Below are 26,643 nucleotides of genomic sequence, written 5' to 3'. Positions count from 1 at the left end.
TCTAACCTCTTTAAACGTTGTCTACTGACTGCCCTGTAAGGGCCTTTTTAATTGATGCATCCATTCTGCGCGAGGCAAAATCGCTGCTAGCGTTATCTACTTTTTCAATTGCGGCTTTAATTTCACCTGGTTGCTGTGCGGTCTCGCGCACTTTAGCAAGCTCGCTTATTTCAGCTTTTAAATTAGCAAGTTGAATATCGTCGAGCAAGTCACCGTCGCTAGCAAGTGACGCCTCTAGTGCTTCTATAACACGTAGCGCTTCTACTTGTTGCTCTTTAAGCATACGTGCTTGCATGTCACCTTTAGCGTTGCTCATTGACTCTTTGAGCATGTTAGCTACTTGGTCATCAGATAAGCCAAACGATGGTTTAACTTGGATTTCAGCTTGCACACCCGTTGATTTTTCCATTGCTGATACACTTAACAAGCCATCGGCATCCACTTTAAAGGTAACACGAATATGTGCAGCGCCTGCTGCCATAGCCGGTATGCCTTTTAAGCTAAATTTAGCCAGCGAGCGGCAATCGTCAACTAGTTCGCGTTCACCTTGTAGCACATGTAAAGACATTGCCGTTTGGCCGTCTTTAAAGGTAGTAAATTCTTGCGCACGAGCAACAGGAATAGTGGTATTACGCGGGATTATTTTTTCTACTAACCCACCCATCGTTTCAAGGCCAAGTGACAGTGGCAATACATCAAGTAATAGCATGTCAGAATCGGGCTTATTACCTACTAATACATCAGCTTGTAATGCTGCACCTAGTGCAACAACACGATCCGGGTCGATTGATGTTAGCGGCTCTTTTTCAAAAAAACCTTCAACCTGGCTGCGAACCAGTGGCATGCGAGTTGAACCACCTACCATTACAACTTGCAGCACTTCTTCGTTTTCGATGCCGGCATCTTTTACTGCACGACGACACGAACGAAGTGTTTTTTTAACAAGTGGCATAGCCAGCTCGTCAAAGGTTTCGCGTGTCACTTCTACGGTGTGTTTTTGCTCGTCAAATTCAAGCACTACATTTACTTTTGCGTACTGGCTTAGCGCTTCTTTACAGGCTTTTGCTTTATTAATAAATAAGCGAAGCACAGAAGGCGATAATGCCGAAATACCGGTTTGTTGCTTAAAGTAATCGACTAATAACGAATCGAAATCATCGCCACCTAAGCTTGAATCACCGCCAGTTGCCATTACTTCAAACACACCTTGGTGTAAGCGAAGTATTGAAATATCAAAGGTGCCGCCGCCTAAATCGTAAACAGCAATGATACCTTCTTGGCCCGAGTCTAACCCGTAAGCGACTGCCGCAGCGGTTGGCTCGTTTAATAAACGTAATACGTTAATGCCAGCAAGTTCGGCTGCATCTTTAGTGCTTTGGCGCTGTGCGTCATCAAAGTACGCAGGCACAGTAATTACTGCACCTAAAATCTCTTGATTACCAAAGCTTTGCTCTGCACGCGCTTTAAGTGCCGCTAAAATATGGCTAGAGGCTTTAACAGGGCTGATTTTTCCGGCATCGGTTTGAATGGCAAGCGAGCCGTTATCTTCACAAAACTGGTACGGTAATTGGCCGTAGCTTTGCTCTATTTCGGCTTGGGTTTTACCTAAAAAACGCTTAACCGAAATAAGGGTATTGGCTGGGTCTTGTGTTGCAGCTTGTGCAGCATCGGTACCTACCGTGATGCCGCCAGCTTGGTAACGCACAACCGATGGCAACATGGCTGCACCAAGATCATCTGTTAATGTGCGGGCTTCGCCACTTTGTACCGTTGCAACCAATGAATTAGTGGTACCTAGGTCAATACCTATTGCTAATTTGTGTTCATGTGGTGCCGCGCTCTGCCCCGGCTCAGCAATTTGCAATAATGCCATAATGCTCTTTAAACTCGTGTTGCTCGCTTTACAGCAAGTAATTAATCGTCAAATAAACTGTCTTCAATACGCTCAAGTTCGTCTTCTAATTTATATACAAACTTTAATTTGCGAATGTTGTCAGCAGCTTGTTGATATTGCGCCTCGTCGTTACTTGCAAGTTGCTCGGCAAGTTCATTACTGTATTGGATTTTTAATTGCTTTATTTGTGATTCAAAATTGGCGATAGCGGCCTCAGGATTACTTGCTGAAGCGAGCTCTTCAAGCTCTTCACGCAGTTCCATTTGCTGCATTAAGAACATTGGATCTTGCAGTGTTTGTTGCTCAGCTCGAATATCAACACCTAGTTCGCTGAGCATATATTCAGCTCGTTTTACTGGGTGTTTTAGCGTTTGTAGCGCATCGTTAATTTCAGCGGTACTTTGTACGGCCATTAACTTATCACGGCTGCTCGCATTAGCGTGGCGATCGGGATGCACTGCGCGCTGCAGCTCTAGGTAATGCTTATTTATTGTTGCCAAGTCAATGTTGTAATCAACTGGTATTGCAAATAACTCAAAGTAACGCATAGCTTCAACCAATAAAATTTAGAAATACAAATTTCACAAATAACAAAGCCCTACAATTACTGGCAGGGCTTAAAAATACTACAAAGGTAGCTGAGCTTAAACAGTAAAGCTTTCGCCACAACCACACTCGTCGGCTTGGTTAGGGTTATTAAATTTAAACCCTTCATTTAAGCCTTCTTTGGTGTAGTCAAGCTCAGTGCCGTCAATGTAAACCAAGCTTTTAGCGTCAACAATTAAGGTAACGCCTTTAGCTTGAAAGGTTTCATCGTCTTCGTTAAGCTCATCAACAAACTCGAGTACATAAGCAAGACCTGAACAGCCCGTCGTTTTAATGCCAACGCGCAGGCCTAAACCTTTACCGCGGTTTGCTAAAAATGATTGTACGCGGTTTGCTGCCGCATCTGTCAATGTCACTGCCATGAATTTCTCTTACTTCGCTTGTTTGCTTTTGTAATCAGCAATTGCTGCTTGAATTGCATCTTCAGCTAAAATTGAACAGTGAATTTTCACTGGTGGTAATTCAAGCTCTGCACTGATATCAGTGTTTTTAATAGTTGATGCTTCGTCTAGTGTTTTGCCTTTCACCCACTCTGTTACAAGTGATGATGAAGCAATTGCACTGCCGCAACCGTATGTTTTAAATTTTGCATCTTCAATAACGCCTTCAGACGATACTTTAATTTGCAATTTCATTACGTCACCACATGCTGGTGCGCCAACCATACCCGTTGCCACTGACGGATCATTTTTGTCTAAAACACCAACGTTACGTGGGTTTTCTACGTGGTCGATTACTTTATCACTATAAGCCATAATTCTATCCTCATTACCTGCTACGGTAGGTGCTCACTCGTATTAGTGGTGAGCCCATTCAACTGAATCTAAATCAACACCTTCTTGATGCATTTCCCATAAAGGAGACATCTCGCGTAGGCGACCGATAGAGTTTTTCATTAATTCAACGGTGTAATCAATTTCTTCTTCGGTAGTAAAACGGCCAATACTAAAACGAATTGAGCTGTGTGCTAGTTCGTCGTTACGGCCAAGTGCGCGTAATACATATGAAGGCTCTAAGCTTGCTGATGTACACGCAGACCCTGATGATACCGCGATGTCTTTTACTGCCATAAGTAACGACTCACCTTCAACAAAGTTAAAGCTGATGTTTACAATACCTGGTACTGATTGGTCTTGTGCGCCGTTAAAGTATACTTCGTCCATATCAGCCATAATGCCGTCAATTAGGCGTTTACGTAATGCGCTGATGTGTGCGTGGTCTTTTTCAAAATCTTGCTTAGCAATTCTAAATGCTGCACCCATACCTACTAGCTGATGAGTTGCAAGTGTACCTGAACGCATACCACGTTCATGGCCTCCACCGTGCATTTGCGCTTCTAGGCGAGCACGTGGTTTACGACGAACGTAAAGTGCGCCAACACCTTTAGGGCCATATACTTTGTGGCCTGAGAACGACATAAAGTCAACTTTAAGCTGTTGTACGTCGATTAATACTTTACCTGCGCTTTGTGCTGCATCTACGTGGAACATAATTTTACGTTCGCGACACATTTCGCCAATAGTATTGATATCTTGAATTACACCTAGCTCGTTATTAACGTGCATAATGCTGACAAGAATAGTGTCGTCACGCATAGTTTCTTCAAGCTTTTTAAGATCTAACAGGCCGTTTTCTTCAACGTCCATGTAGGTTACTTCAAAGCCTTGGCGCTCAAGTTCACGACACGTATCGATTACTGCTTTGTGCTCAGTTTTAGCGGTAATAACGTGCTTACCTTTCTTTTTGTAAAACTGCGCTGCACCTTTAATTGCAAGGTTATTTGATTCTGTTGCGCCCGATGTGAAAACAATTTCACGCGGGTCGGCATTAATTAAATCGGCAATGTCTGTACGCGCTTGGTCAACTACTTCTTCAGCTTGCCAACCAAAACGGTGCGAACGTGACGCAGGATTACCAAAATTACCGTCCATTGTCAGGCATTGCATCATTTCTTTTGCAACACGCTCGTCAACAGGCGTGGTCGCTGCGTAATCTAAATAAATCGGTAACTTCATTTCTCTCTCCGCTGCAGGTCAACTTTTATAGTTGACAGCTTACTTGAATGTTTTCCAACTGCTTAATTGCATTATTGATGCTGTTATCTTGGCGAGATGCGATTTCTTTCACATCTGATTTTTCCACCAATTCAGCTAAGGTAATATTATTTAAAAACTCTTCGATACGTGCGCTTAAATCAGACCATAGGTTATGAGTTAAACAACGCATACCGCTTTGACACCCGGTATCGGCACCTTGGCAACGTGTTGCATCTACCGATTCGTCTACGGCGCTAATTACATCGCCAACAGAGATAACCGCGGCTTCTCGGCCTAGCAAATAACCGCCGCCAGGACCACGAACCGAGCTCACTAAGCCATTTTTACGTAAACGGGCAAATAATTGCTCAAGGTAAGACAAAGAAATTTCTTGTCTTTGTGAAATATCAGCAAGGGCAACAGGACCTACACTCGCATGTAGTGCAACATCCAGCATAGCTGTTACGGCATATCTGCCTTTTGATGTTAACTTCATAACGCCCCCCGCACAAAAGAGTGCAAATTTTAATTACCAGAGTAAAATAGTCAAGTATTATCACTTGATAAAAATTTGATTAAAGAACACTGTTCTATTAACAAATTTTTAATACCTGACCTTTTTGGTCAAGTATTGGGTGTATTGTAATTACTTGAGTGTTTTAGTCAAGTATTAGCTCGTTATTTACCCGCAGGTTTTTATAACCAATCGCTATACCTTACTTAGGAATAGATTTATTAATTGAGGTAAGAATGCCGCGCAGTATGTTTAGCTCTGCCTCTTCTGGGCGTGCACGGTTAAACAAACGGCGTAGCTTGGTCATTACTAAACCTGGATGCTGCTTAATAATAAAACCGGTGTTATCGAGCGTCTCTTCTAAATGCTCGTAAAATAACTCTGTTTGTTTTGAGCTTGGGTAAGCAGTCTCATCGTCTGCTTGCTCAGCCTTTGGCTGCTGATTTAAAAACGCCATACGCGTTTCGTAGCTTAGCGTTTGCACCGCCATAGCTAAATTAAGCGAGCTGTACTGTGGATTTGCAGGAATACATACATGGTAATTACACAGCTGTAGTTCTTCGTTAGTTAATCCGCTGTTTTCACGGCCAAATACAAGCGCTACAGGACCGTTTACAGCCTCAGCAACTAGCTTTTCACCGCACTCACGTGGCTCAACCATAGGCCAAGACAGCGTGCGTGAACGAGCACTCGTACCAATAGTTAATGCACAATCGGCAATGGCATCAGCCACAGTGTCAACAATAACCGCATTGCCTAAAACATCGGTTGCACCGGCTGCTAAGGCGCTTGCATGGCTGTCTACTTCACAAGCAGGGTCCACTAAATACAGTTTTGATAAACCCATGGTTTTCATGGCGCGAGCCGCCGAACCAATGTTGCCAGAGTGTGAGGTATTAACTAAAACGATGCGAATATCATCTAAGATCATTGCTGTGCTACTTTACTATGCCAAAAAATTGTGCGAATTCTAACATAAAAGCGCGCTAAGATCCTAGATCCTTAAAGCCGATCAACACGCTAAATACCGTTAAACCATGGCCGCTTTTACATACACATCAAAACGATTCTTTTTTGTTTTAATTTGCATGCTGGGGGTTTGATTGTTTAAAAATGGGGCGTAATCGGGGCGTTTAACTACCACACGCTTACTGGCAAGTGGATAGGCGAATTCAAGTAAGTCATCGGCGTCGGTGTCTGCGCCTACTAATGCCTGAAATACGCGCATTTCTTTTTTAACTAACGCTGATTTCTCTCGGTGTGGAAACATAGGATCTAAATACACTACATCGGGCATGCTCTCGCACTGCTCTAACAACGTGTGGCTTGAGCCAAACACTAAGCTCATATTTTGCTGCATCCACGAGCCAATCTCTGCATCTTCGTAAGCGCGTTTTAAGCCATCAAACAATAAAGCCGCTACCACAGGGTGGCGCTCATGCAGTATAACCTTACAGCCAAGTGACGCTAGCACAAAGCCATCTCGGCCAAGCCCGGCGGTGGCATCAAGTATAACAGGGGTTGCGCCTTTATTTAACCCTACCGCTTTTGCGATTGACTGGCCTTTGCCGCCGCCAAACTTACGTCTGTGAGCAACTGCACCTGTTACAAAATCTACGTTTATTGCGCCAAGTTTAGGCTCGTCGCTTTTTAAAAGGCTAAGGCCCTTATCGTCGTAATGCAGAGTAAAACCGCTACAACTTTGCGCCCATTGGGCTAAGTTAAAACGCGTTTCTAGCTCATTTAAATATGGGCGACACTCTTTAAAAGCACACTGAATAACCACTACACACTCCGACGAAAAATTTCAGCTGCAGTATAACAAGCGTTAAAGCACTAAAATAGCTCTATATCGCTTTGATGCGCAAGACTATGTGAGCTGGCCTCCTCTACTTTAGAGCGTAAGCTGCACAATAATTCGTTGCGGCTCTCGGTCACTTGTTTAAGCTGGTACTTTATAAACGCTAAATCACTATTTGCGGTTACTAGCAGTTGCATAGTTTCGTCTAATTGCGACATGTATAAAGTTAAATCGGCAGGATTGGCGTGTGCTTGTGTTTGCTTAATTGCACAGTTAAGTTCATGAAGCTGCTCTATAAACTGCCTTGTGTAGTCGTTTTGTACAACATTTTGGCTAGTAAGCTGCTTTACTATATCTTGCAAAGCAGTGCTAATTTGGGTGGCTTGTTCAAAGCTATTTTCGTTTCTTTCCATAGCAACGACCTTTTCGTTTGTCACTTCGAGTATGTGCGGGAATAAGTCTTTATAACGGCCGTATAAAGCACGATTATCAGCCGGCATATTTTTAATTAATAAAGATATTTTGGGGTAGTTAATAATGGTGCTGTTACCAATATCCACAAATCGACTGGCATTACGGTGCTGCTCTAAAAGCTCCTGCTCGAGCGGGCATACACCACTTTCTAAACTATAAAAATAGCTCCCCCCCTGATACCAAAACACAATAACCACGTCTAAATTAAACGGGCTAAAAAAGGCAAGTAAGTGCTCGCTTAACGAGTGAAAGTTATGACAGTGATAGCTTTGCCCCACAAACCTAACAATACGCCCCATATCTCCCGACTCCGCCAAAGCCATTGCGGCGGTATCTTGCGCTTTAGCTACATCAAATTTTAGCTTTTCACATTGCTGCCGGTACTCATAAAGCACTTTAATGCGTGCCATTAGCTCTTCGGTGTTGAAGGGTTTTATTATGTAGTCAGACGCGCCTACGCTGTAGCCTTTTACTCTATCGTTAAGCTCCACCTTAGAGGACAAAAACATAACGGGTATATCGTGTGTTGACTCATCTTCTTTTAATGCTTGGCATACTTGGTAGCCGGACTTACCGGGCATTTCTATATCAAGTAAAATTATGTCGGGCGTGTGCTTTTTGGCTAGCTTAAGTCCTTGTTCGCCATCTTTAGCGTGAATAAGCTTACAAAAGCCCGCTAAAGCCTCTTCAATAATTCGATGAACATACAAATCGTCATCAATCGTTAGTACCAACTTTGCCATGCCCTAGTCCATTTTGCTGCGTATACACAAAGCATAGTACGGGAGGTTAAAATTACTAAAAACAATTGGCCAATATATTAAAAAACATAAAAAAAGCGCCATATAGGCGCTTTATAAGGTTAAGTAGTTGTTTATGCAGCTATACCACTGTGACGTAGTAAGGCATCAACATTTGGCTCGCGACCTCGGAACTTTTTAAATAACTCCATAGGTTCTTCACTGCCGCCTTTTTCTAAAATATTTTCTAAGAAGGCTTTACCTGTTTCGGCGTTAAAAATACCGTCTTCTTCAAATTTAGAAAATGCATCGGCAGAGAGTACCTCAGCCCATTTGTACGAGTAGTAACCGGCGCTGTAGCCACCTGCAAAAATATGACTAAAGCCATGTTGAAAACGATTAAACTCAGGCGGGTTAACCACCGACGTGCGGCTACGTACGTCGTTTAAAATCGCTTGAATTTGGCACTCTTGGTTTGCCTGGTAGTCGTGGTGGATTCTAAAATCGAACAACGAAAACTCAATCTGACGCAGCATTTGCATGCCAGAATTATAGTTTTTAGCAGCCAGTAGCTTATCAAGTAGCTCTTTTGGTAATGGCTCACCACTTTCAAAGTGGCCTGAAATAAAGCTCAGCGCTTCTTCATCGTAACACCAGTTTTCTAAAAATTGGCTTGGTAGTTCTACGGCATCCCATGCAACGCCGTTAATACCAGCAACAGGAGCAGCATCGACTTGGGTAAGCATGTGGTGTATACCATGGCCAAATTCGTGGAAAAGCGTGGTTACTTCGTCATGTGTAAATAGCGCCGGTTTGTCGCCTACCGCTTTATTAAAGTTGCACACTAAGTATGCCACGGGTGTTTGTAATTCGCCGCTGGCGCGCACTTTACGCCCCATACAGTCATCCATCCACGCGCCGCCACGTTTGCGCTCGCGTGCATATAAATCAAGATAAAAACGACCGCGCAATGTGTTACTGCTATCAAAAATTTCAAAAAAGCGAACATCGCTGTGGTAGCTATCAAAGTCGCTTACTTCTTTTACCTTAATACCAAAAAGGCGGTTAACGGTTTCAAATAAACCGCTAAGTACTTTATCTGCAGGGAAATAAGGGCGCAGTACTTCATCTGAAATTGCGTATTTTTCTTGCTTGAGCTTTTCGCTGTAGTAACCAAAATCCCATGCTTGAAGCTCAGTAATACCATGGTGTTGCTCAGCATAGGCTTTTAGCTCTGCCACTTCTTGCTCTGCTTGAGGCTTAGACTTAGCGGCTAAATCTTCTAAAAATGAGAAAACTTGCGCTGGCGACTCGGCCATTTTAGTTGCTAATGATTTTTCAGCGTAGTTATTAAACCCTAATAGCTGCGATAGCTCATGGCGTAGTGCAAGCTCTTCTTTCATAATGGCTGAGTTATCAAACTCACCCGCATTAGGGCCTTGATCTGAAGCGCGCGTACAAAATGCTGTGTAGGTTTCTTTGCGCAGTTCGCGGTTATCTGCATAGGTCATTACCGGTAAGTAAGACGGAAAATCAAGCGTAAATACCCAGCCGTCTAAACCTTTGCTTTTAGCTGTTTCGCTAGCAAGCGCTAATGCCGACTCTGGCAAGCCTGCCAATTGGCTTTCATCGGTAATGTGTTTATGCCATGCAAGCGTTGCATCCATTACGTTGTTGCCAAATTTAGAGGCAAGTTCAGATAAACGCGTGCTAATTTCGCCGTAGCGCTTTTGATCTTCTGCTGATAATGCAATGCCTGAAAGTTTAAAATCACGTAGGGCGTTGGTGATGGTTTTTTGCTGCGCAGTGCTGAGTGTTTTAAATTCATCGCTGTTATAAAGCGCATTATATGCTTCGTACAGGCCTTGATGCTGCCCGACAAATGTTGAGTACTCAGATATAAGTGGTAAACATTGCTCGTAGGCTTCACGCAGCTCGTCGTTATTCATGACTGAATTAAGGTGCGATACTGGTGAAAACATACGCGAGAGTTTATCGTCGGCTTCTTCAAGGGGTAATACTAAATCGTTCCATGTAAACGAGCCTTTTTCTAACACGTCATCTATGGCTTTACGACATTGCTCTATACCGTGCTTTAGTGCCGGTACTACGTACTCTGGCTTTATTTTTGAAAACGGGGGTAAGCCTTCTAGGCCAATGAGTGGATTTATTTGTGCTTCGCTCATGAATTTTCTCAATTTAATTGACTATGAATTTGAAGTTGGGGCAAAACGGTGAAATACAAGCCTCCATTAATGGGTCTAATATAGCTTAGGATGAAACTGATCGGCATAATAAACAATTTCGTTTGTTGTATTTATCAGCTTTTTAGCGCGCCGCGCTGGGTGACTTGCACTTAGCATATGCTATCATCGGCACATTATAGTTAAATATATTTTTTGAGGATAAAACATGGCTCAGCATTTTGATTACATTGCGATTGGTGGTGGTAGTGGCGGTATTGCCTCTGCTAACCGTGCGGCAATGCGTGGCGCTAAAGTAGCGCTTATCGAAGCAAAACACATGGGCGGCACCTGTGTTAATGTAGGCTGTGTGCCTAAAAAAGTAATGTGGCATGGCGCACAAGTTGCTGAAGCAATTAACTTATATGCACCTGATTACGGCTTTAACGTAGAAGTAAAAGACTTTAACTGGAGCAAACTCGTTGAGAGCCGCGAAGCGTACATTGGTCGCATTCATAAAGGATACGACAACGGTTTAGCTAACAATGGCGTAACCGTAATTAATGGTTTTGCTAAATTTGTTGATAGCAAAACCGTAGAAGTAAACGGCGAGCATTACACGGCTGACCATATTTTGATTGCAGTAGGTGGGCGTCCGCATACTCCTAATATCCCAGGTGCTGAGTACGGTATAGACTCAAATGGCTTTTTTGAATTAACAGAGCAGCCAAAGCGAGTAGCGGTAATTGGCGCAGGCTACATTGCTGTAGAACTTGCCGGTGTACTGCATGGTTTAGGCACAGAAACTCATTTATTTGTACGCAGACACGCGCCGCTTCGTAATTTTGATACGCTACTGGTTGAAACCCTAGTAGAGATCATGAAAAAAGAAGGCCCAACACTGCATACCGAATGCTCGCCTAAAGAAATTGTTAAAGAAAGCGATGGTAGCTTAACCATTCATTTTGAAAATGGTTACAGCCAAAATGTTGACCAAGTAATTTGGGCTATTGGCCGCGAGCCAAGCACCGATGTAATTAACATTGCAGCAGCAGGGGTTGAACTAAATAGCTCTGGTTATGTAAAAGTAGATGAATATCAAAATACAAACGTACCTGGTATTTATGCTGTAGGCGATATTATTGAGCACGGTATAGAACTTACGCCTGTCGCTGTTAAAGCCGGTCGCACCCTATCAGAGCGTTTATTTAATAAAGACCTACCTGATGATTTAAAAATGGATTACAGCCTTGTACCTACTGTGGTATTTAGCCACCCACCTATTGGTACTATTGGTGAAACCGAGCAAGAAGCTATTGCTCGCCACGGCGAAGAAAACGTAAAAGTGTACAAGTCGGGCTTTGCCGCTATGTACACAGCCGTTACACAACACCGTCAACCGTGTGCAATGAAGCTTGTATGCGTAGGCCCTGAAGAAAAAGTAGTTGGCTTACACGGCATTGGTTTTGCCGTTGATGAAATGATTCAAGGCTTTGCGGTTGCTATGAAAATGGGCGCAACTAAAGCTGATTTTGATGCCGTTGTTGCACTGCACCCTACAGGCTCAGAAGAGTTTGTGACGATGCGCTAAGCCTATTCTGCTTATAACGTTAAAAGCCCTTACAATGTTTTAGTAAGGGCTTTTTTATGCTTTACGCATTTAACCCTATGCAGCACAACTAATTAACTCAACTTATTACAAAAAACACATCATAAATACATAAGGTAAAAATATAACCCATTAATTTAACAGCAAAAAACTTAGACCGATAAATATATAAAAAGTTTCTATAATGTTTTGGCTTTTAGCTATTTTTATAATTAAACTGCCGCGCATTGTTTTCTATTTGAGCTTTTGTATGTTTTTACTGCGATCTTTTATTTACTTATTATGCTTAGCAGGTGTGGCTTTTTTAATTCAGCTTGAAGGTTTTGATTTACAGCAAAATGCACTTTACAGTGAAGAAACACTAACCGAACACATGCAAGATATTTTAACGTTTTTAAGTTGTATGCTGTTTTTCTACGCCTCACGTATTCACTCTGATCTTAAAATAGCCGCGCTGTTACTGGCTGCATTGTCGGCTGCTATGTTTGTTAGAGAATTTGACACCTACCTAGATATGTATGTGTTTGATGGCGCATGGCAAGCAATTGTATATACGCTGTTAGGGAGCGTACTACTTTACTTAAAAGCCCAACGAGGCTTTATTTACAGCTCGTTAAAAGCCTATGCGCAAACACCGAGCTATGGTATTTGTCTATCTGGCTTAGTGACCTTACTCGCTTTTTCGAGAATGATGGGCAAGGGCGAGTTTTGGCACTCAGTTATGGGAGAACAATACGTTCGGGTCGTTAAAAATATTATTGAGGAAGGCATAGAAACCCTAGGTTACACGCTTATTTTTATCGCTGCTATTGAGCTTGTATTGTTTTGCCAAAAATACGCGCAAGCCTCTATTACAGAGCAAACAGCCTAGCTGCTAAGTAATACCGGTTTAATTAAGTATTAGCCATTCTAGCGTGCAAAATAAAGCGCTAACAGGGTTATAACGCTATTCACCTATTGCTATAAATGGCTCATAACTTAATACAATTGGTATAAGTGATTTTATGTAGCTTAAATTTGCTAATTGGTTTGATTACTCAATATACTTAGCGTGCCTATTGCTACTCGTATTTGGAAGTTATGATTAAAGACATACTCATGCACCCTTTTTTAGTTTCTGTGCTCGTGCTTGCCATTGCATTTGTGCTTAAAGTACTGGTTGATAAACTAGCAAGAAACCGCGCAGAAAAAAAAGAAAAAGACATTCGTTACATCACTCATAACATTAAGCACTTTATTAATTTTGTTATGGTGCTGTCGCTGCTATTTGTATGGTCGACCGAAATACAAAATTTTGCGCTATCTATTGCTGCGTTTGCAGTGGCTATAGTGCTTGCAACACGCGAGTTTATACAATGCGTTATAGGCTTTTTTTACCTGGTTACCACCCGCCCGTTTAGAGTAGGTGATTGGATACAAGTAGGTGACTATTTTGGCGAAGTAGCCGAAACAGACTGGGTAAAAACCACCATGCATGAAATAGACATGCACACTTATCAGTTTTCGCGCAAAACAATTTATATTCCAAATAATAAGCTGATCACCAGCTCAATTAAAAACCTTAACTATGTAAAACGCTTTGTTACTCATCATTTTACTATTGTACGCAGAGAGAGCTTTAACCCTTATGTTATTCATGACGAATTAGTCAATCAGGCAAAGCTGTACTGCGAAGAGTTTCACGATGTAGCAACACGTTATAATTCGATGATAGAGCGTAAACTCGATGCCAAAATTTCAGGTCCGGCACCGGTTATTCACTTTGGCACTACAGAGCTTGGTGAGTTTAAAGCAAGCTTTACGCTATTTTGCCCAACCAACAAAGCGCTTGAAATAGAGCATAAATTAACTGAGTGTTTTATGGCTTTGTGGTACGAACAGGCGAAGAAGAACAAAGAAGAGCAAAGCGAGGCGTAAACCTCGCATTGGTAACCTATAAAGCGCGAATTGCTTCGCGCTTTATTGTTTTATGCGGTGCCACCTACTGTAAGTTGGTCTATTTTAAGGCTTGGTTGACCTACCCCTACAGGAACGCTTTGGCCATCTTTACCGCAGACACCTACGCCTTTATCAAGGGCTAAATCGTTGCCTACCATAGAGATATGCTGCATCACCTCTGGGCCATTGCCAATCAGTGTTGCACCTTTAATTGGCTGGGTAATTTTACCGTTTTCAATTAAATACGCCTCTGATGCGCTAAATACAAACTTACCTGAAGTAATATCTACTTGGCCGCCACCAAAGTTTGGTGCAAATACCCCTTTTTTAACTGAGCTTATAATATCAGCTTGGCTATGCTCGCCCCCTAACATGTAGGTGTTGGTCATACGCGGCATAGGTAAATGCGCATACGACTCACGACGTGCATTACCCGTTGGGTTTACACCCATTAAACGCGCATTGAGCTTATCTTGCATGTAACCTTTTAAAATACCGTTTTCGATAAGTACGTTATAAGCTGCAGGTGTGCCTTCATCGTCAACGTTAAGTGAACCACGGCGATCGGCCATGGTGCCATCATCAACTACTGTACACAGCTCAGACGCTACTTTTTGTCCCACTTTACCGCTAAATGCCGAAGCCCCTTTACGGTTAAAGTCGCCTTCAAGGCCATGACCTACCGCTTCGTGTAGCAACACGCCAGGCCAGCCATTGCCTAACACAACTTCCATTGTGCCAGCCGGGGCATCAATTGCCTCTAGGTTTACTTTAGCTTGGCGTACTGCTTCTTCGGCAAAGCCCATCCAGCGCGGCTTGCCTTCAACTAGCTCTTTAAAGTAACCATAATCTAAGCGTGCGCCGCCCCCTGCACCACCGCGCTCACGGCGGCCATTTTTTTCAAGTAAAACGGAGCAGTTTAAACGAATAAGCGGGCGTATATCGGTAGCAAACGTGCCATCGCTGGCAGCAATTAATACCTCTTCGTATACAGCCGACATTGAACTAATTACTTGCTCAGCATCAGGGGCGAGTTCGCGTATGTAGTTTTCAAGCTCACGCAATAAACTCACTTTATCGCTGTCACTCATGCTTGATATTGGCTGATGCGGGGCAAATTGCTCTTTTGCTTTTACATCGCTAAATACTTTAATGGTTTTATCTTCGCCTGCATCGGCAATGCTACGAGCCGCCGTTGCGGCTTTGTTTAACGCTTCAAGGTTAATGGCATCAGAGTAAGAAAACCCTGTTTTTTCACCACTAACGGCACGTACACCTACTCCGCGCTCAACATTGTAAGAGCCTTCTTTTACTAAGCCGTCTTCAAGCACCCATGACTCATGATGGCTTGATTGAAAGTATAAATCGGCGTAATCCACTTTATGCTGATGAATATACCCAAGCGTTTTTTCGAGTTCTTCTCGATTTAGCTGGCTGTCGTGTAATAAATGCTGTTCAACCGAATTCATAATAAATGCTCTCTAAATCGTTGATGAGATTGCACGGGCATATCTCTTCTAATTTTATTTAACTGGTTTAGGTCGGCGTAACCGCTTATAAACCCTACCCCACTTTCAAGCGTTGCTATTTGCTCGCCCCATGGTGAAATAATAATACTGTGGCCGTATGTTTGGCGGCCATTTTGATGTGTTCCATACTGCGCAGCTGCAATAACGTAACACTGCGTTTCTATTGCGCGTGCTTTTAATAAGGGTTGCCAATGTGCTTGCCCTGTAGGGACTGTAAAAGCACTGGGCACTAAAATTATTTCAGCCCCTTGGCGCGCAAGTGCACTAAATAATCCACTAAAGCGCAAATCATAACATACTGTTAAGCCAATTTTACCAAACGGTGTAGCAACAACCACCACATCATCGCCTGCCTGAGTAAAGTCTGACTCTCGATAGCTGGCGGTTTTATCGGCCACATCAACATCAAATAAATGCATTTTATTGTACGTGGCTACGCATTCACCTTGGCTATTAAATAAGTGCGAGGCCGCAAAGTATTTATTATTTTTGTGTGGCTCAGGGATGGTGCCCGCATTTAACCAAATATTATGCTCTTTACACAATGCACTTAATTGCTGCTTATAGTGTGTAATACGTTTAGCAACCGCTAGCGTATCATGGCCACTTTTACTAAATACTAAAAACGCCTCGGGTAAACATACAAGCATTGGCCTGGCTGCGGGGAGTTTATTTAACGCCTCGCCAAGGGTTGCCATGTTTTCGTCGGGGTTGGTGCCTGAGCACATTTGCAAAGCAATTATATTGGCGTTTAGCGTACTCATTGTGTTGCTGTTACCGCGGCATCTTTAAGTGTGAGTGTACTGGCCGCTTGCGGCTGATTTTGCGCAGCTTGCGGTAAGGTAACTTCTTTACTTTTACGCTCAAGCTCTTGTACCACAGGGTCATTCATTTTGCCGGTTACTTTAAAGTTAATTTCGGAGATCACCCTTGCTGAGTGAATAACCTTATCAAGCGCTAAAGCGGCAAGCCCTGTGACGGGATTAACCATCCAAGCCACAATAACCGGAATACTAGATGTTACTTGTGGTGCCACAGCTAAATCGTAATCTATTTCAAGGGTGTTTAAATTAGCATAGCCGTTAATCGTTAAATCGGCTGGCACGCCATCCATTTTGGTATTTTTTGTGTAGGCTATACCTTTATCTAGCTGCATAGAGCCTTTTAAGCTGTTGTAAAAAAAGCCTTTTGAAAATACATCTCTAAAATCGAGTTTTAATTTACGCACTAGCGAGTCAAGGCTAAGTAACGAAAATACACGTGCCCCACCATCACTTATTTCAGCAATGTGGCCTTCGCCTAAATCCCACTTAACTTCACCGCCCAAACTAGGTATATCAAAGTCATACGGGGCGCCTTGCCAAGCAAGGTTGTAGTTAATATCGGCTTTTGAGTCTTTTATAGCGGTGGTGATATCAAATTCATCAAATAGCGCGCCTATATCGTCACTTTTAAGTTCACCATTAAATTGCGTAAAGCCACCTTGCCATTGCCCTTTGGTACGTAAAATATGGTCGCCCTTATCAACCACAAGCTCAGAAATAGTGAGCTTGTCACCTTCCCCGACCAGCGAAGCGCTCACTTTATCAAGCTGATAACTTGCCACTTTACAATCTGCACATTCAAATTCAATGGCTGGTACTGTGTTAAGCCACGCTAGGTTTTGCTCTGGCAGTACATCGGTGATCTCAAGATCTTCTTCTACTTTAGGTGCAAAGTTGAGTCTTAAGTAATCGCTATTTATACGTATCGGCTGGCTTGGCTGAGAGCTAGGAATAAACACGTCAGCACGCAGCTCTTTGGCATTAAGCTTTAAATATAAGTCGTTTTGCTGGGGCGCTAAGCGCATTTCAAAATCGTTAAAAATAATGTCGCTAGCATTAACCTTATCAATATGCGCAACCACTTCATTTAATGGCGGCATAATCCCCTCAGACTGCTGGTCTGGCTTAGCTTGAGCGGCTTTAATTATTTGGTCTATTAATTCAAACCATGCTTCTAGTTGCGTTTGTTCAAGGTTAATATTAACGCTTAAATCTTTTTGATTTAGCCCTAAATCTTGCTCACCAAGTACAATATGCATATTACTAAATTGCGGCTGACCGTTTTCTAAAATCGCGTTAAAATATAGCTGCTGATTAGCATTAGCCGTAATAAGGTTTGAAATATCATCGCCTTGCACTATGCCCGTTAACGGCCAAACCTGTTCACTTGTTTTGCCATAGGGCGCTGGTAGTGTGCTCGTTAACCCTCGTAGCTCTGAGCTAACCTGAGCGCGGTAATTAAAGCCTTGCTCGGTAAAATTAAGTGCAAGGCCTATATCAACTTCACTTTGCCCACTCAGGTACCCTTTCAGTACACCTTGCGCCTGGGTTGTTAGGGTATCTGCATTTAGTAACGCCGTTATATCAATATTAGCGGTGTACTGCTGTGCTTCGCTTGCACTATTATAGTTAATGCTAAGCGGCATACCCAACCATGTAGCGCTGGCATTTTGCATGCTAATTGTATCGTTTTCAAAGCTGAGCTCGCCGCTTAGTTTTTCAAGCGCAATGCCTGGGGCTGCAATATAAACAGGCAAATCGTTTAGTTTTACTTTGCCGCTGACACTGGCTCCACCTTTAAATTTAGAGCCAATCAAAAGAGTTACGCTTGCATCGGCTTGACCTTTACCTTGCACCACTTCAAAAATATTGGCCAGTGGGTTTGAAATCGGGGTGGCTGCAAAAAAGTCATGCAGTTTTTCCATTTGCGCGCGTTTATCTATTTGTACAATGAGTTCATCAGCGTGCATTAAATCGGCAATACTCACTTGCACGCTATCGCCTACTTCTAAATTAACTAACTGGCCTTGCTGGCTGTAAATATCCATTCGCTCGTTGGCAAAGTGCAACTGCACATTGGCGTTAGTTACTGCCGGCCAATTGGGGTCAAACGCGTATGTTGCATTATCTATTTGCGCGAGTACATCAAATTGGCCGCTGCCATCGGTGAAAGGAAAACCTGAAAGCGGGCCTGCAAATAATACTTGCGCCTTAGCTACTTCGCCCCCTTTTATTGCACCGTTTAAGTAGCTTACAAGTTGAGGGCTCATTGCCTTTAACGGAAAGTAGTGCCCAGCTACTGTGGCATCCTCTGCATAGGCTTCTGCGTATAGATCTAACCGAGGATCGTCGCTAAGGCTTACATTTAGCTCAGCCGCTAAGGTAACTTCGTTATTATCAAACCAAATATTATTACTGCTTACATTCCAGTAATTATCTGTTTTTGCTAAATCCAGATCGATATTAATTTGGTTGTAATCAATATTTTTACTAAAGCTGTCGCCGGTTATTAAAGTCCCGTTTTCGCCAAATAGCTGCACTCGCCCGCGCTGCTGATTTATAAGCCCCGAGACTCTAAGCGCCTGCGCTGCAGGGATACCAGACACTTCTTGCCAGCCAATATTATTAGCTGAAAACCATAACTGCCATTGCTCATCTGGATTAAGTTCTAGGTAGGCTTGATCGATAAAACCACTTGGTTTGCGGTTTAAAAGTGGCTGTAATGCTTCAAAATTAGTTAACGACGCCAAGTTACTCAGTAAAGAAAGATCAACCTGCTGCAGCCACACTTTATTTTGCTTACCTAAGTTTGCCTCAAATTCTAGACTTGGCCAGGTTGTGTCGTTATTACTAAATGTTAGGCCCGTGCTTTTTAAGTGCCAAGCGTTTGCCTCAGGAAATAAATGAAACCCCCCTTCGCTTAAGCTTACTTGTTTAGCTTGTTGGTTCTTTTGCCAGTGCACAAAGCTAGGTAACCACTGCATTTTTACATCGCTGATAAAACCATTTTCGAGCTTAAGCCAAGACTTTAAGTTTATGTCGGTGTAAAGCTGTTGTTTTTCAGTATTAATATATTGCGCCAACCAATTAGACACATCTACGCTATTTGCTTGAACGTAAATGTCACCCGCAATTTGCTCTATAGTTTTGCCACTAAGCGCTATACGTGCGTCAAAGCTACCCACACTAATGCCGGGCAAGGCGAGGCTGCCGCTTCCTAAATGCTGTTCATCTTGGTTTTGCCATACTATGTTTTCGAGTAATAGTTTGCGCTCTCTACCATCTTCTAAAATAAAATTAATACTCGAATTTTCAATAGCAAAATGCCCTGTATCTCCTAAAAAAAGCTCTTCAATTAGCTCTTTTTGTTCAAACGAGACATCATCGTTATTGGTGTTATTAAATAAATTTTGAATATTTACACTGGTATGAAAGCCATTAATAACAAAGTAATTAGACTTTAACTGAAAGGCTTTAATGCTCTCCCATAGGTTAAGCTCTAGGCTTGTTTTGGCAATAGTGAGCGATATAGGCGCAGTTTCGTTATCCTTAAAAGAGAGATCTTCTAATACCAAGGCTGGGCCGGCGCCATGCCAACTGGCAGAGATTGCGCCTATAGAAAGACTAATGGCAAATTTATCGTGCAGGTAGGTTTCTATATCGCCTTTGTAGTCGTTTGCATAAGGTAAGGTGTACTTTAAAATAGAAACAATCACGGCCAGTAATACTAAAATTATGGCGCAGGTTTGCCATAACTTTCTAAAACAAAAAAAACAGACCGCTTTCGTTTTCATTACATCATTACCACATCAAACTGCTCTTGGCTGTATAGGCTCTCTGTTTGAATATTGACCTGCTTACCAATAAATAGTTCAAGTTCGGCAAGGTTATGATACTCATCATTGAGTAAGGCTTCACTTACAGCCGGCGCCGCATACACCATGAATTTATCGGCATCGTAGGCACGATTAACGCGCACTATTTCGCGCAGTATTTCATAGCATACGGTTTCGACTGTTTTTTGTGAGCCACGTCCAGAGCAAGCCGGACATACATCACACAAAATATGCTCAAGGCTTTCGCGGGTGCGCTTACGGGTCATTTCTACTAAGCCTAATGCGCTTAAGCCGTTTATGTTGGCTTTTGCACGGTCTTTAGATAGTGCTGACTCTAGAGAATGTAATACTCTGCGTTTATGATCTTCGCTGATCATATCGATAAAATCGATAATAATAATACCGCCTAGGTTACGCAGGCGTAGCTGCCTAGCAATGGCTGATGTGGCTTCCACATTGGTATTAAAAATGGTTTCTTCTAAATTACGATGCCCTACAAACGCACCTGTATTCACATCAACTGTGGTCATCGCTTCGGTTTGGTCGATAATTAAATAACCGCCTGACTTAAGCGTGACTTTACGATGCAGTGCTTTTTGAATTTCGGTTTCAACGTCAAATAAGTCAAAAATTGGGCGCTCACCTGGGTAGTACTCAAGTGCTTGCGAAAGCAAAGGCACAAACTCTTCAGTAAACAGCTTTAGCTCTTGATAGGTTAGCTTAGAGTCAACTCTAATACGCTCCATATCTTCACCTACGTAGTCGCGCAGGGTTCTAAATGCAAGCGTTAAGTCTTCGTGTAATATACTGGCTTTATTGGTTTTTTTACGACGTGATACAATTTTTTGCCACAGTTTTCGTAAAAATTCAGCATCGTGTCTTAGCTCCGCTTCACTGGCGCCCTCTGCCGCTGTACGAACAATAAAACTGCCATTATCGTCGCCGTATTCTGCCACTATTTTTTTAAGTCGCGCACGCTCTTCTTCGGTTTCAATACGCTGACTAACACCTACATGCGTAGCGTCTGGCATAAACACTAAATAGCGCGAAGGTATAGTGATATCAGTAGTAAGCCTTGCTCCTTTAGTGCCTAGTGGGTCTTTAACCACTTGCACCATAATGTATTGGCCTTGGCGTACTAGCTCACGTATGTCTTGTACTTTTTTAATTGGCTCGTCGTCTACACCCTCAACTATTGAGGCACTATTGACTATGTCTGATGCATGTAAAAAAGCGGCTTTTTCTAGGCCTATATCTACAAAGGCTGCTTGCATGCCTGGCAGTACGCGGCTTATTTTTCCTAAATAAATATTGCCTACAATACCTAGGTTGCCTATACGCTCTAGTTGAATTTCTTGTAATACACCGTTTTCGATTAGGGCAACACGGCTTTCACTTGGCGTGACATTTATTAGTAATTCTGTACTCATGTTACCTTCTTAAGAATGCTTGTAATAATTGTTCGGTCTCGTATAAAGGTAAGCCTACAACAGCAAAATAGCTACCCGCAATGTGTGTAACAAAGCGACCACCTAAGCCTTGAATGCCATAACCACCGGCTTTATCTTGTGGCTCGTTTGACTCCCAATAGCTATTTATTTCTTCATCGCTGAGGGTTTTAAAGGTCACATCGGTACTCACCACACAACTTAGTACATCTGTTTGTGTAGCAAAAGCAACGGCAGTAAGCACTTGATGTGTATTACCAGATAAACGTTTAAGTGTTGTTATGAAATCGTTTTTATCGCGTGGTTTACCCAATGATTCGTTATCAATAACAACCACAGTATCGCTACCAAGCACTGGACGGTCTGTGTAACCAAGCGCTACGCCTGTTTGCGCTTTTAAGCGAGCTAAGCGCTCAACCAATGCATGAGGCTGCTCGTTTGCAAGTGGGGTTTCATCTGCATCTACACTAAATTGTTCAAACTCAATGCCTAACTGACTCAATAACTCTTTACGTCGCGGGGAGGCTGATGCCAAATATACTGCGGTTGTCATTACCTGATCCTAAAATGTCTACGGTATTTGCGAAGAAGTAAAAAGACCCAAAACCAGCTGACCATACCGGTCGCCACTGGCCACAGGTATTGTGGATTAAAATAAACACCTAATAAAAAGTGATTTAACCAAAATTGCATTAAGTGATACAAGGTTAAAAATAAGCCCACTAATAAGCTTTGCTGCCAAAGCGAAAAGTTACGTATTTTTTGAAAGTTACTTGCGGTCACAAATATACAAATAGAATACGTGAGTGAGTTAACCCCTAATGGCGAGCCTAAGGCTAAGTCCATGAGTAGGCCAACAACCCACGCGGTACCAATATTTAATCTATGCGGCACTGCCAGCGACCAGTACATTAATACCAGTAACACCCAATCAGGTCTGAAGGGCTCAAACGAAAAAGGCAGTGGCATTAATGCCATAATTAAAGCAAAAAAGATGCTTAGGGCAATTAACAATGAATAACGATTAATCATCGCTGATTTGCTCCTGTTGATTGCGCCATAAAATAACCAACAAACGAATACGGTCTAGCTGTGCAATAGGCTCTGCAAACACTTGAGCAAATGGGCGCCCTTCATCGCGGTTTATTTCGGTGACAACGGCCACCGGATAACCTTCAGGAAACGTACCGCCAAGCCCCGAGGTCACGAGTACATCGCCAATGCGCACATCAAGGCTATGAGGTACATGCGAAAGCTTAACAACGTTAATTTTACCTATGCCTTCAACTACCGTGCGTACGTCGTTTCGTAGTATACGTACCGGCGTAGCATGAGTTGTGTCGGTCATTAGTAGCACGCGCGATGTGGTAGAGCCTACTTTTGTTAATTGGCCAACAACCCCCATTTCATCAATTACGGCTTGGCCTTCGCTTAGGCCGTCGGTGGTACCGCGGTTAATAACCACTTGATGACTATAAGGGTTTGAATGTACAGAAAGTACTTGGGCTATTTTTTTACGATTAGATTGCTTAGCCGATGAGCCAAGTAAAGCGCGTAGCTTTTGGTTTTCGCGGGCTAAAAATTGGTATTGCTGCAATTGCTCGCTTTGTAGCATTTGCTTTTTTTTCAGCGCTTCGTTTTCGCTCAGTAACTGATCGCGGGTATGCAGGCTTTTAGCACCTAAGCTAAATATTTCGTAAGGTAGGTTGGCAACGTAAATTAATGGGCTAACAAGTGTATTAAGGCTTGTACGTACAACCGTACCGCCTTGTGTAAACTTATCGCCCGCAATGAGTACTATGCTCAAAAGCACTGCGACAAAAAGTCGCAGTTGCAAAGAGATGGTTTGTCCAAACAGTAATTTCATTAATCGTAACTAAAAACGTCACCACCATGAACATCAATCATTTCAAGTGCTTTACCGCCGCCACGTGCTACACACGTAAGTGGATCATCGGCAACAACCACAGGAATGCCTGTTTCTTCCATTAATAAACGATCTAAATCTTTTAATAGTGCTCCACCGCCAGTCAGAACCATACCGTGAGCTGAAATATCTGATGCAAGCTCCGGTGGAGACTGCTCAAGTGCAACCATTACCGCACTTACAATACCCATTAGCGGCTCTTGGAGTGCTTCTAAAATTTCGTGCGAGTTAAGTGTAAATGAGCGAGGAACACCTTCGGCTAAGTTACGACCGCGTACTTCAATTTCAATTGGTTCGTCAGTTTTAAAAGCAGAGCCAATTTGATGTTTAATATTTTCAGCCGTTGCTTCACCAATTAGGCTACCAAAGTTACGGCGTACATAATTAATAATGGCTTCATCAAATTTATCGCCACCAATACGCACAGACGATGAGTAAACAACACCGTTTAGTGAAATAATAGCAACTTCGGTAGTACCACCACCAATATCAACAACCATAGAACCGGTTGCTTCTGATACTGGTAGCCCAGCACCAATTGCTGCGGCCATTGGCTCTTCAATTAGGTACACTTCGCGCGCGCCGGCACCCATTGCTGATTCGCGGATTGCACGCTTTTCTACTTGGGTTGCACCACACGGTACACAAATAAGTACACGCGGGCTTGGGCGCATAAAGTTATTGTTGTGCACTTGTTTTATAAAGTGTTGTAACATTTTTTCGGTTACATAAAAGTCGGCTATTACGCCATCTTTCATTGGGCGAATCGCTTTAATATTACCCGGTGTACGCCCTAGCATTTGTTTTGCTTCTGTACCCACAGAAGCAACACTTTTAGGTCCACCAGCGCGTTCTTGACGAATAGCTACAACTGAAGGTTCGTTAAGTACAATACCTTCTTCTTTTACATAAATAAGGGTATTGGCTGTACCCAAGTCGATCGATAGATCGTTTGAAAAAATACCACGGAGTTTTTTAAACATGAGGCTGGATGACCTTTGAAATACGTTCTTATGTTAGCTGCACTCACTTTAACATGCCTAATTAGATGAGCAATATAAAGCGCAACTACCTTTGTTAATTTGTGAAAAAAGGAAGCTAGGCTTCCTTGGTTAAATGCTATCGTTCGCGGACTAAGCGAAAGCCAATGTAGTTAGATCTAAAATCTGGCGCTAAAATTAATCGTGTTGAAGCACGTGCAAGGCTTGGTGCAAAGTTCCACGCTCCGCCTCTTACTGCAACATCAGATTCGCCTGACTCTTTAGCTGTCCATTCCCACACATTGCCTACGGTGTCGTATAATCCAAATGCGTTAGGAGAAAAAGAACCCACCGGTGCTGCACGTTTGTTTGACCATTCGCTACCACACCAACCACAGTTAGCTAAATTTTTACCTATTTCGTTACCCCAAGGGTATTCTGTTTCTGTACCTGCGCGAGCGGCGTATTCCCATTCAACTTCATTAGGTAAACGGTACTGCTGCCCGGTTTCGCCAGAGAGCCATTCGGCGTACGCTTTCGCGTCGTTAAATGTTAAACACACAGCAGGAAAATCGCTGCTTTGTTCAAAACCTGGGTTACGCCAGTTTAAATTAGCTTCCCATACGGGTTCGCCATTTAAATAATAAGCACACCCTTTGCTTTGCTCTGCTTGTGTTTTATACCCAGTACTTGCTACAAACGCTTCGTAGGCACCTACGGTAACCTCTTTGGTTTGCATTGCAAATGAGCTGGCGATCACTTTTTCAATAACCGGGCGTTCATTTGCTAAACCATTGCCGTTAATATCGCCCATCTTAAATTTACCGGCGGGCACAACTACAACATTATTTTGTACATCAGCAGAGCGATTAGTGCTTGCTGTACGACTTACAGGTTTTGGTTGCTCGCGAGTGTAAGCCGGTGCAGCAATCGACTCAGACTTTTTTACTAAGTTAGCATGAATAGTCTGTGCTTTAGTTAAATCAACTCTTACTTTGTAAGGCTTATAACCTAATTTACGTATTTCTACGTTATGCACACCACGCGGTAAACGCGTAACTAAACGCGTAGAGCCAAAGCTCACCCCATCAATAAACACTTCATCATCGTAAACATTTGAACGTAAAGTCAGCTCAACTTGCTGATTTTTCTCTTTATTTATAATTGATGGATAGTTTTTTTTTGTAGGTGCAGCTTTCACTGAGTAATCGCGCACTGGCTGATTGTTCATTCGCGATACAGACACAGTGTCGGTATTATCCGCGGCGTTGCTGAATGTTAACTGACTATCAGAGTAGGTTGTACCGTAACCAGGCTGATACGCTGTCGCGAGTGGCGAGCCATATTCAGAACAATAACGGTTATCTACGTTTAATAAGTTACATAGGCGGCTGCTGTTTACTTCGCCGCGCATGGTTACGCTTAAGTTAACGTTGTAATTGCCTTGTCCGCTAAATGCACTGTTAACTACATGGCTACTTAAAATTTGTACTTGTGCGCCTGCCATGTTGCGTTTTGGTTCAACAATTCGCTCTTCTGTTAAATTAGCAAATATTTGATCAACAAAGCGCTTAGTGGCTTTTTGTAAACCCATTTGCTGGCCGCGTTGCTCACAGGCTGCGAGCGTTTCGGTACGCTTACAGTTAATTGTGTGGTTTACTTCCAGTGTACCTTCGCGGGTAAACTCATTACGTAAACGCTCGACTCGGGCTGTAGTTAATTGCTCTTTTAAGCTTTCTAAGGTGTTTAAAAGCGTATGTTTTGCAACACGAATTTGCTCTATATCTTTACGATGAGATGCAATTGCCGCCAACTGCATTGAGATGTCGTCTTTATTTTGCTTATGATCAACCACTGCTTTTTGATAGCGCGATTGGGCAGCACTAATATCAAGCGTAGGATCGTCAATTAAGCGGCGATACATTTCGTTCATCGCATCAAGTGCTTGGTTTTTCTCTTTATCCAGCTCTGTAGAGCGAGAACGAAGTAGTTCAAGTTGGTTTTGTAACTGACTTTCTTCTTTTAAGTGTTTTTCAAGTATTTGTGTCGAGTTATCGTATTCTGTTTGTTTAATACTAATCTCTGATTCAATTCCGGTTACTGTTGCTGTGTCTTGTGCAAATGCACTACTAGCTAACAAACTAGCGGAAATTAACAGAGATAAAGGAGCAATTCGCATATATTCCAGTCCCAAAAAGCGGCAATTATTTGGTCGTTATTATTGTTTATTAGAGTGTACTCTCTTTTGAAAGCTGAACATTTTTCAACCATCAAAAATCAATACACCCAATGCCTTATGCTATG

22 protein-coding genes are annotated in these 26,643 nt (G+C 42.7%); 3 read left to right on the top strand and 19 right to left on the bottom strand.

What is annotated here, in order from left to right:
- Positions 1-10: 10 nt before the first annotated feature.
- The 10 genes from hscA to prlC all read right to left on the bottom strand — a co-directional run bounded on the left by hscA (position 11) and on the right by prlC (position 10,251).
- The gene (gene hscA / locus CWC04_RS10685) at positions 11-1,873 is read right to left on the bottom strand and encodes a Fe-S protein assembly chaperone HscA (protein WP_138685390.1); all 1,863 of its coding nucleotides are present in this window, start codon (positions 1,871-1,873) and stop codon (positions 11-13) included.
- A gap of 41 nt (positions 1,874-1,914) precedes the next feature.
- Complete coding sequence (gene hscB / locus CWC04_RS10680; protein ID WP_004585774.1) at positions 1,915-2,442, bottom strand: co-chaperone HscB; 528 nt, start codon at positions 2,440-2,442, stop codon at positions 1,915-1,917.
- 96 nt (positions 2,443-2,538) lie between these two features.
- Entirely contained in the window at positions 2,539-2,862 is a 324-nt protein-coding gene (gene iscA, locus CWC04_RS10675) for an iron-sulfur cluster assembly protein IscA (protein WP_138685389.1), read from the bottom strand.
- 9 nt (positions 2,863-2,871) lie between these two features.
- A complete protein-coding gene (gene iscU, locus CWC04_RS10670; RefSeq protein WP_004585772.1) occupies positions 2,872-3,255 on the bottom strand; it encodes a Fe-S cluster assembly scaffold IscU in 384 nt (127 codons plus the stop codon).
- Positions 3,256-3,297: 42 nt separating this feature from the next.
- Positions 3,298-4,515, bottom strand: a complete 1,218-nt coding sequence (locus CWC04_RS10665) for an IscS subfamily cysteine desulfurase (protein WP_004585771.1) — start codon at positions 4,513-4,515, stop codon at positions 3,298-3,300.
- Positions 4,516-4,540: 25 nt separating this feature from the next.
- Positions 4,541-5,032, bottom strand: a complete 492-nt coding sequence (gene iscR / locus CWC04_RS10660) for a Fe-S cluster assembly transcriptional regulator IscR (RefSeq protein ID WP_004585770.1) — start codon at positions 5,030-5,032, stop codon at positions 4,541-4,543.
- 220 nt (positions 5,033-5,252) lie between these two features.
- A complete protein-coding gene (gene trmJ, locus CWC04_RS10655) occupies positions 5,253-5,981 on the bottom strand; it encodes a tRNA (cytosine(32)/uridine(32)-2'-O)-methyltransferase TrmJ (RefSeq protein ID WP_054982876.1) in 729 nt (242 codons plus the stop codon).
- 99 nt (positions 5,982-6,080) lie between these two features.
- Entirely contained in the window at positions 6,081-6,836 is a 756-nt protein-coding gene (locus CWC04_RS10650; RefSeq protein ID WP_138685388.1) for a class I SAM-dependent methyltransferase, read from the bottom strand.
- Between the two features lie 50 nt (positions 6,837-6,886).
- Entirely contained in the window at positions 6,887-8,068 is a 1,182-nt protein-coding gene (locus CWC04_RS10645) for a response regulator (protein WP_138685387.1), read from the bottom strand.
- Positions 8,069-8,199: 131 nt separating this feature from the next.
- A complete protein-coding gene (gene prlC, locus CWC04_RS10640; protein WP_126005717.1) occupies positions 8,200-10,251 on the bottom strand; it encodes an oligopeptidase A in 2,052 nt (683 codons plus the stop codon).
- A 226-nt stretch (positions 10,252-10,477) separates the two neighbouring features.
- Between prlC and gorA the strand changes: the two genes are divergently transcribed.
- The 3 genes from gorA (at position 10,478) to CWC04_RS10625 (ending at position 13,774) form a co-directional block, all read left to right on the top strand.
- A complete protein-coding gene (gene gorA, locus CWC04_RS10635) occupies positions 10,478-11,839 on the top strand; it encodes a glutathione-disulfide reductase (protein ID WP_055254577.1) in 1,362 nt (453 codons plus the stop codon).
- A gap of 313 nt (positions 11,840-12,152) precedes the next feature.
- Positions 12,153-12,728: a hypothetical protein gene (locus CWC04_RS10630; protein WP_249326125.1), complete on the top strand. Its 576-nt coding sequence runs from the start codon at positions 12,153-12,155 to the stop codon at positions 12,726-12,728.
- A gap of 209 nt (positions 12,729-12,937) precedes the next feature.
- Entirely contained in the window at positions 12,938-13,774 is an 837-nt protein-coding gene (locus CWC04_RS10625; protein WP_055254579.1) for a mechanosensitive ion channel family protein, read from the top strand.
- Between the two features lie 50 nt (positions 13,775-13,824).
- Here CWC04_RS10625 and tldD read toward each other — a convergent pair whose 3' ends face one another.
- The 9 genes from tldD to CWC04_RS10580 form a co-directional block, all read right to left on the bottom strand.
- Positions 13,825-15,264 (bottom strand): metalloprotease TldD, encoded by a 1,440-nt coding sequence (gene tldD, locus CWC04_RS10620; protein ID WP_024032486.1) that lies wholly within the window; start codon positions 15,262-15,264, stop codon positions 13,825-13,827.
- A complete protein-coding gene (locus tag CWC04_RS10615) occupies positions 15,261-16,088 on the bottom strand; it encodes a carbon-nitrogen hydrolase family protein (RefSeq protein WP_138685385.1) in 828 nt (275 codons plus the stop codon). The genes tldD and CWC04_RS10615 overlap by 4 nt, the downstream gene beginning before the upstream one ends.
- Positions 16,085-19,942: a YhdP family protein gene (locus tag CWC04_RS10610; protein WP_138685384.1), complete on the bottom strand. Its 3,858-nt coding sequence runs from the start codon at positions 19,940-19,942 to the stop codon at positions 16,085-16,087. The genes CWC04_RS10615 and CWC04_RS10610 overlap by 4 nt, the downstream gene beginning before the upstream one ends.
- Complete coding sequence (gene rng / locus CWC04_RS10605; protein ID WP_004585759.1) at positions 19,942-21,414, bottom strand: ribonuclease G; 1,473 nt, start codon at positions 21,412-21,414, stop codon at positions 19,942-19,944. The genes CWC04_RS10610 and rng overlap by 1 nt, the downstream gene beginning before the upstream one ends.
- 1 nt (position 21,415) lies before the next feature.
- Positions 21,416-21,985, bottom strand: coding sequence for a Maf family protein (locus CWC04_RS10600; protein WP_024032489.1), 570 nt, complete (start codon positions 21,983-21,985; stop codon positions 21,416-21,418).
- Positions 21,985-22,464, bottom strand: a complete 480-nt coding sequence (gene mreD / locus CWC04_RS10595; protein WP_004585757.1) for a rod shape-determining protein MreD — start codon at positions 22,462-22,464, stop codon at positions 21,985-21,987. Before mreD ends, CWC04_RS10600 begins: the two co-directional genes overlap by 1 nt.
- Positions 22,457-23,299, bottom strand: a complete 843-nt coding sequence (mreC, locus tag CWC04_RS10590) for a rod shape-determining protein MreC (RefSeq protein ID WP_024032490.1) — start codon at positions 23,297-23,299, stop codon at positions 22,457-22,459. Before mreC ends, mreD begins: the two co-directional genes overlap by 8 nt.
- Positions 23,299-24,342: a rod shape-determining protein gene (locus tag CWC04_RS10585; protein ID WP_002958401.1), complete on the bottom strand. Its 1,044-nt coding sequence runs from the start codon at positions 24,340-24,342 to the stop codon at positions 23,299-23,301. The genes mreC and CWC04_RS10585 overlap by 1 nt, the downstream gene beginning before the upstream one ends.
- Before the next feature lie 136 nt (positions 24,343-24,478).
- Positions 24,479-26,518, bottom strand: a complete 2,040-nt coding sequence (locus CWC04_RS10580; RefSeq protein WP_004585755.1) for an SUMF1/EgtB/PvdO family nonheme iron enzyme — start codon at positions 26,516-26,518, stop codon at positions 24,479-24,481.
- Positions 26,519-26,643 lie beyond the last annotated feature (125 nt).

This window comes from Pseudoalteromonas sp. S2893, from assembly GCF_005887105.1.
In the GTDB taxonomy this organism is placed as follows: Bacteria; Pseudomonadota; Gammaproteobacteria; order Enterobacterales; family Alteromonadaceae; genus Pseudoalteromonas; species Pseudoalteromonas atlantica.
The sequence above is the reverse complement of the archived record's forward strand: the minus strand, read 5'-3'. Positions and strand labels throughout refer to the sequence as shown.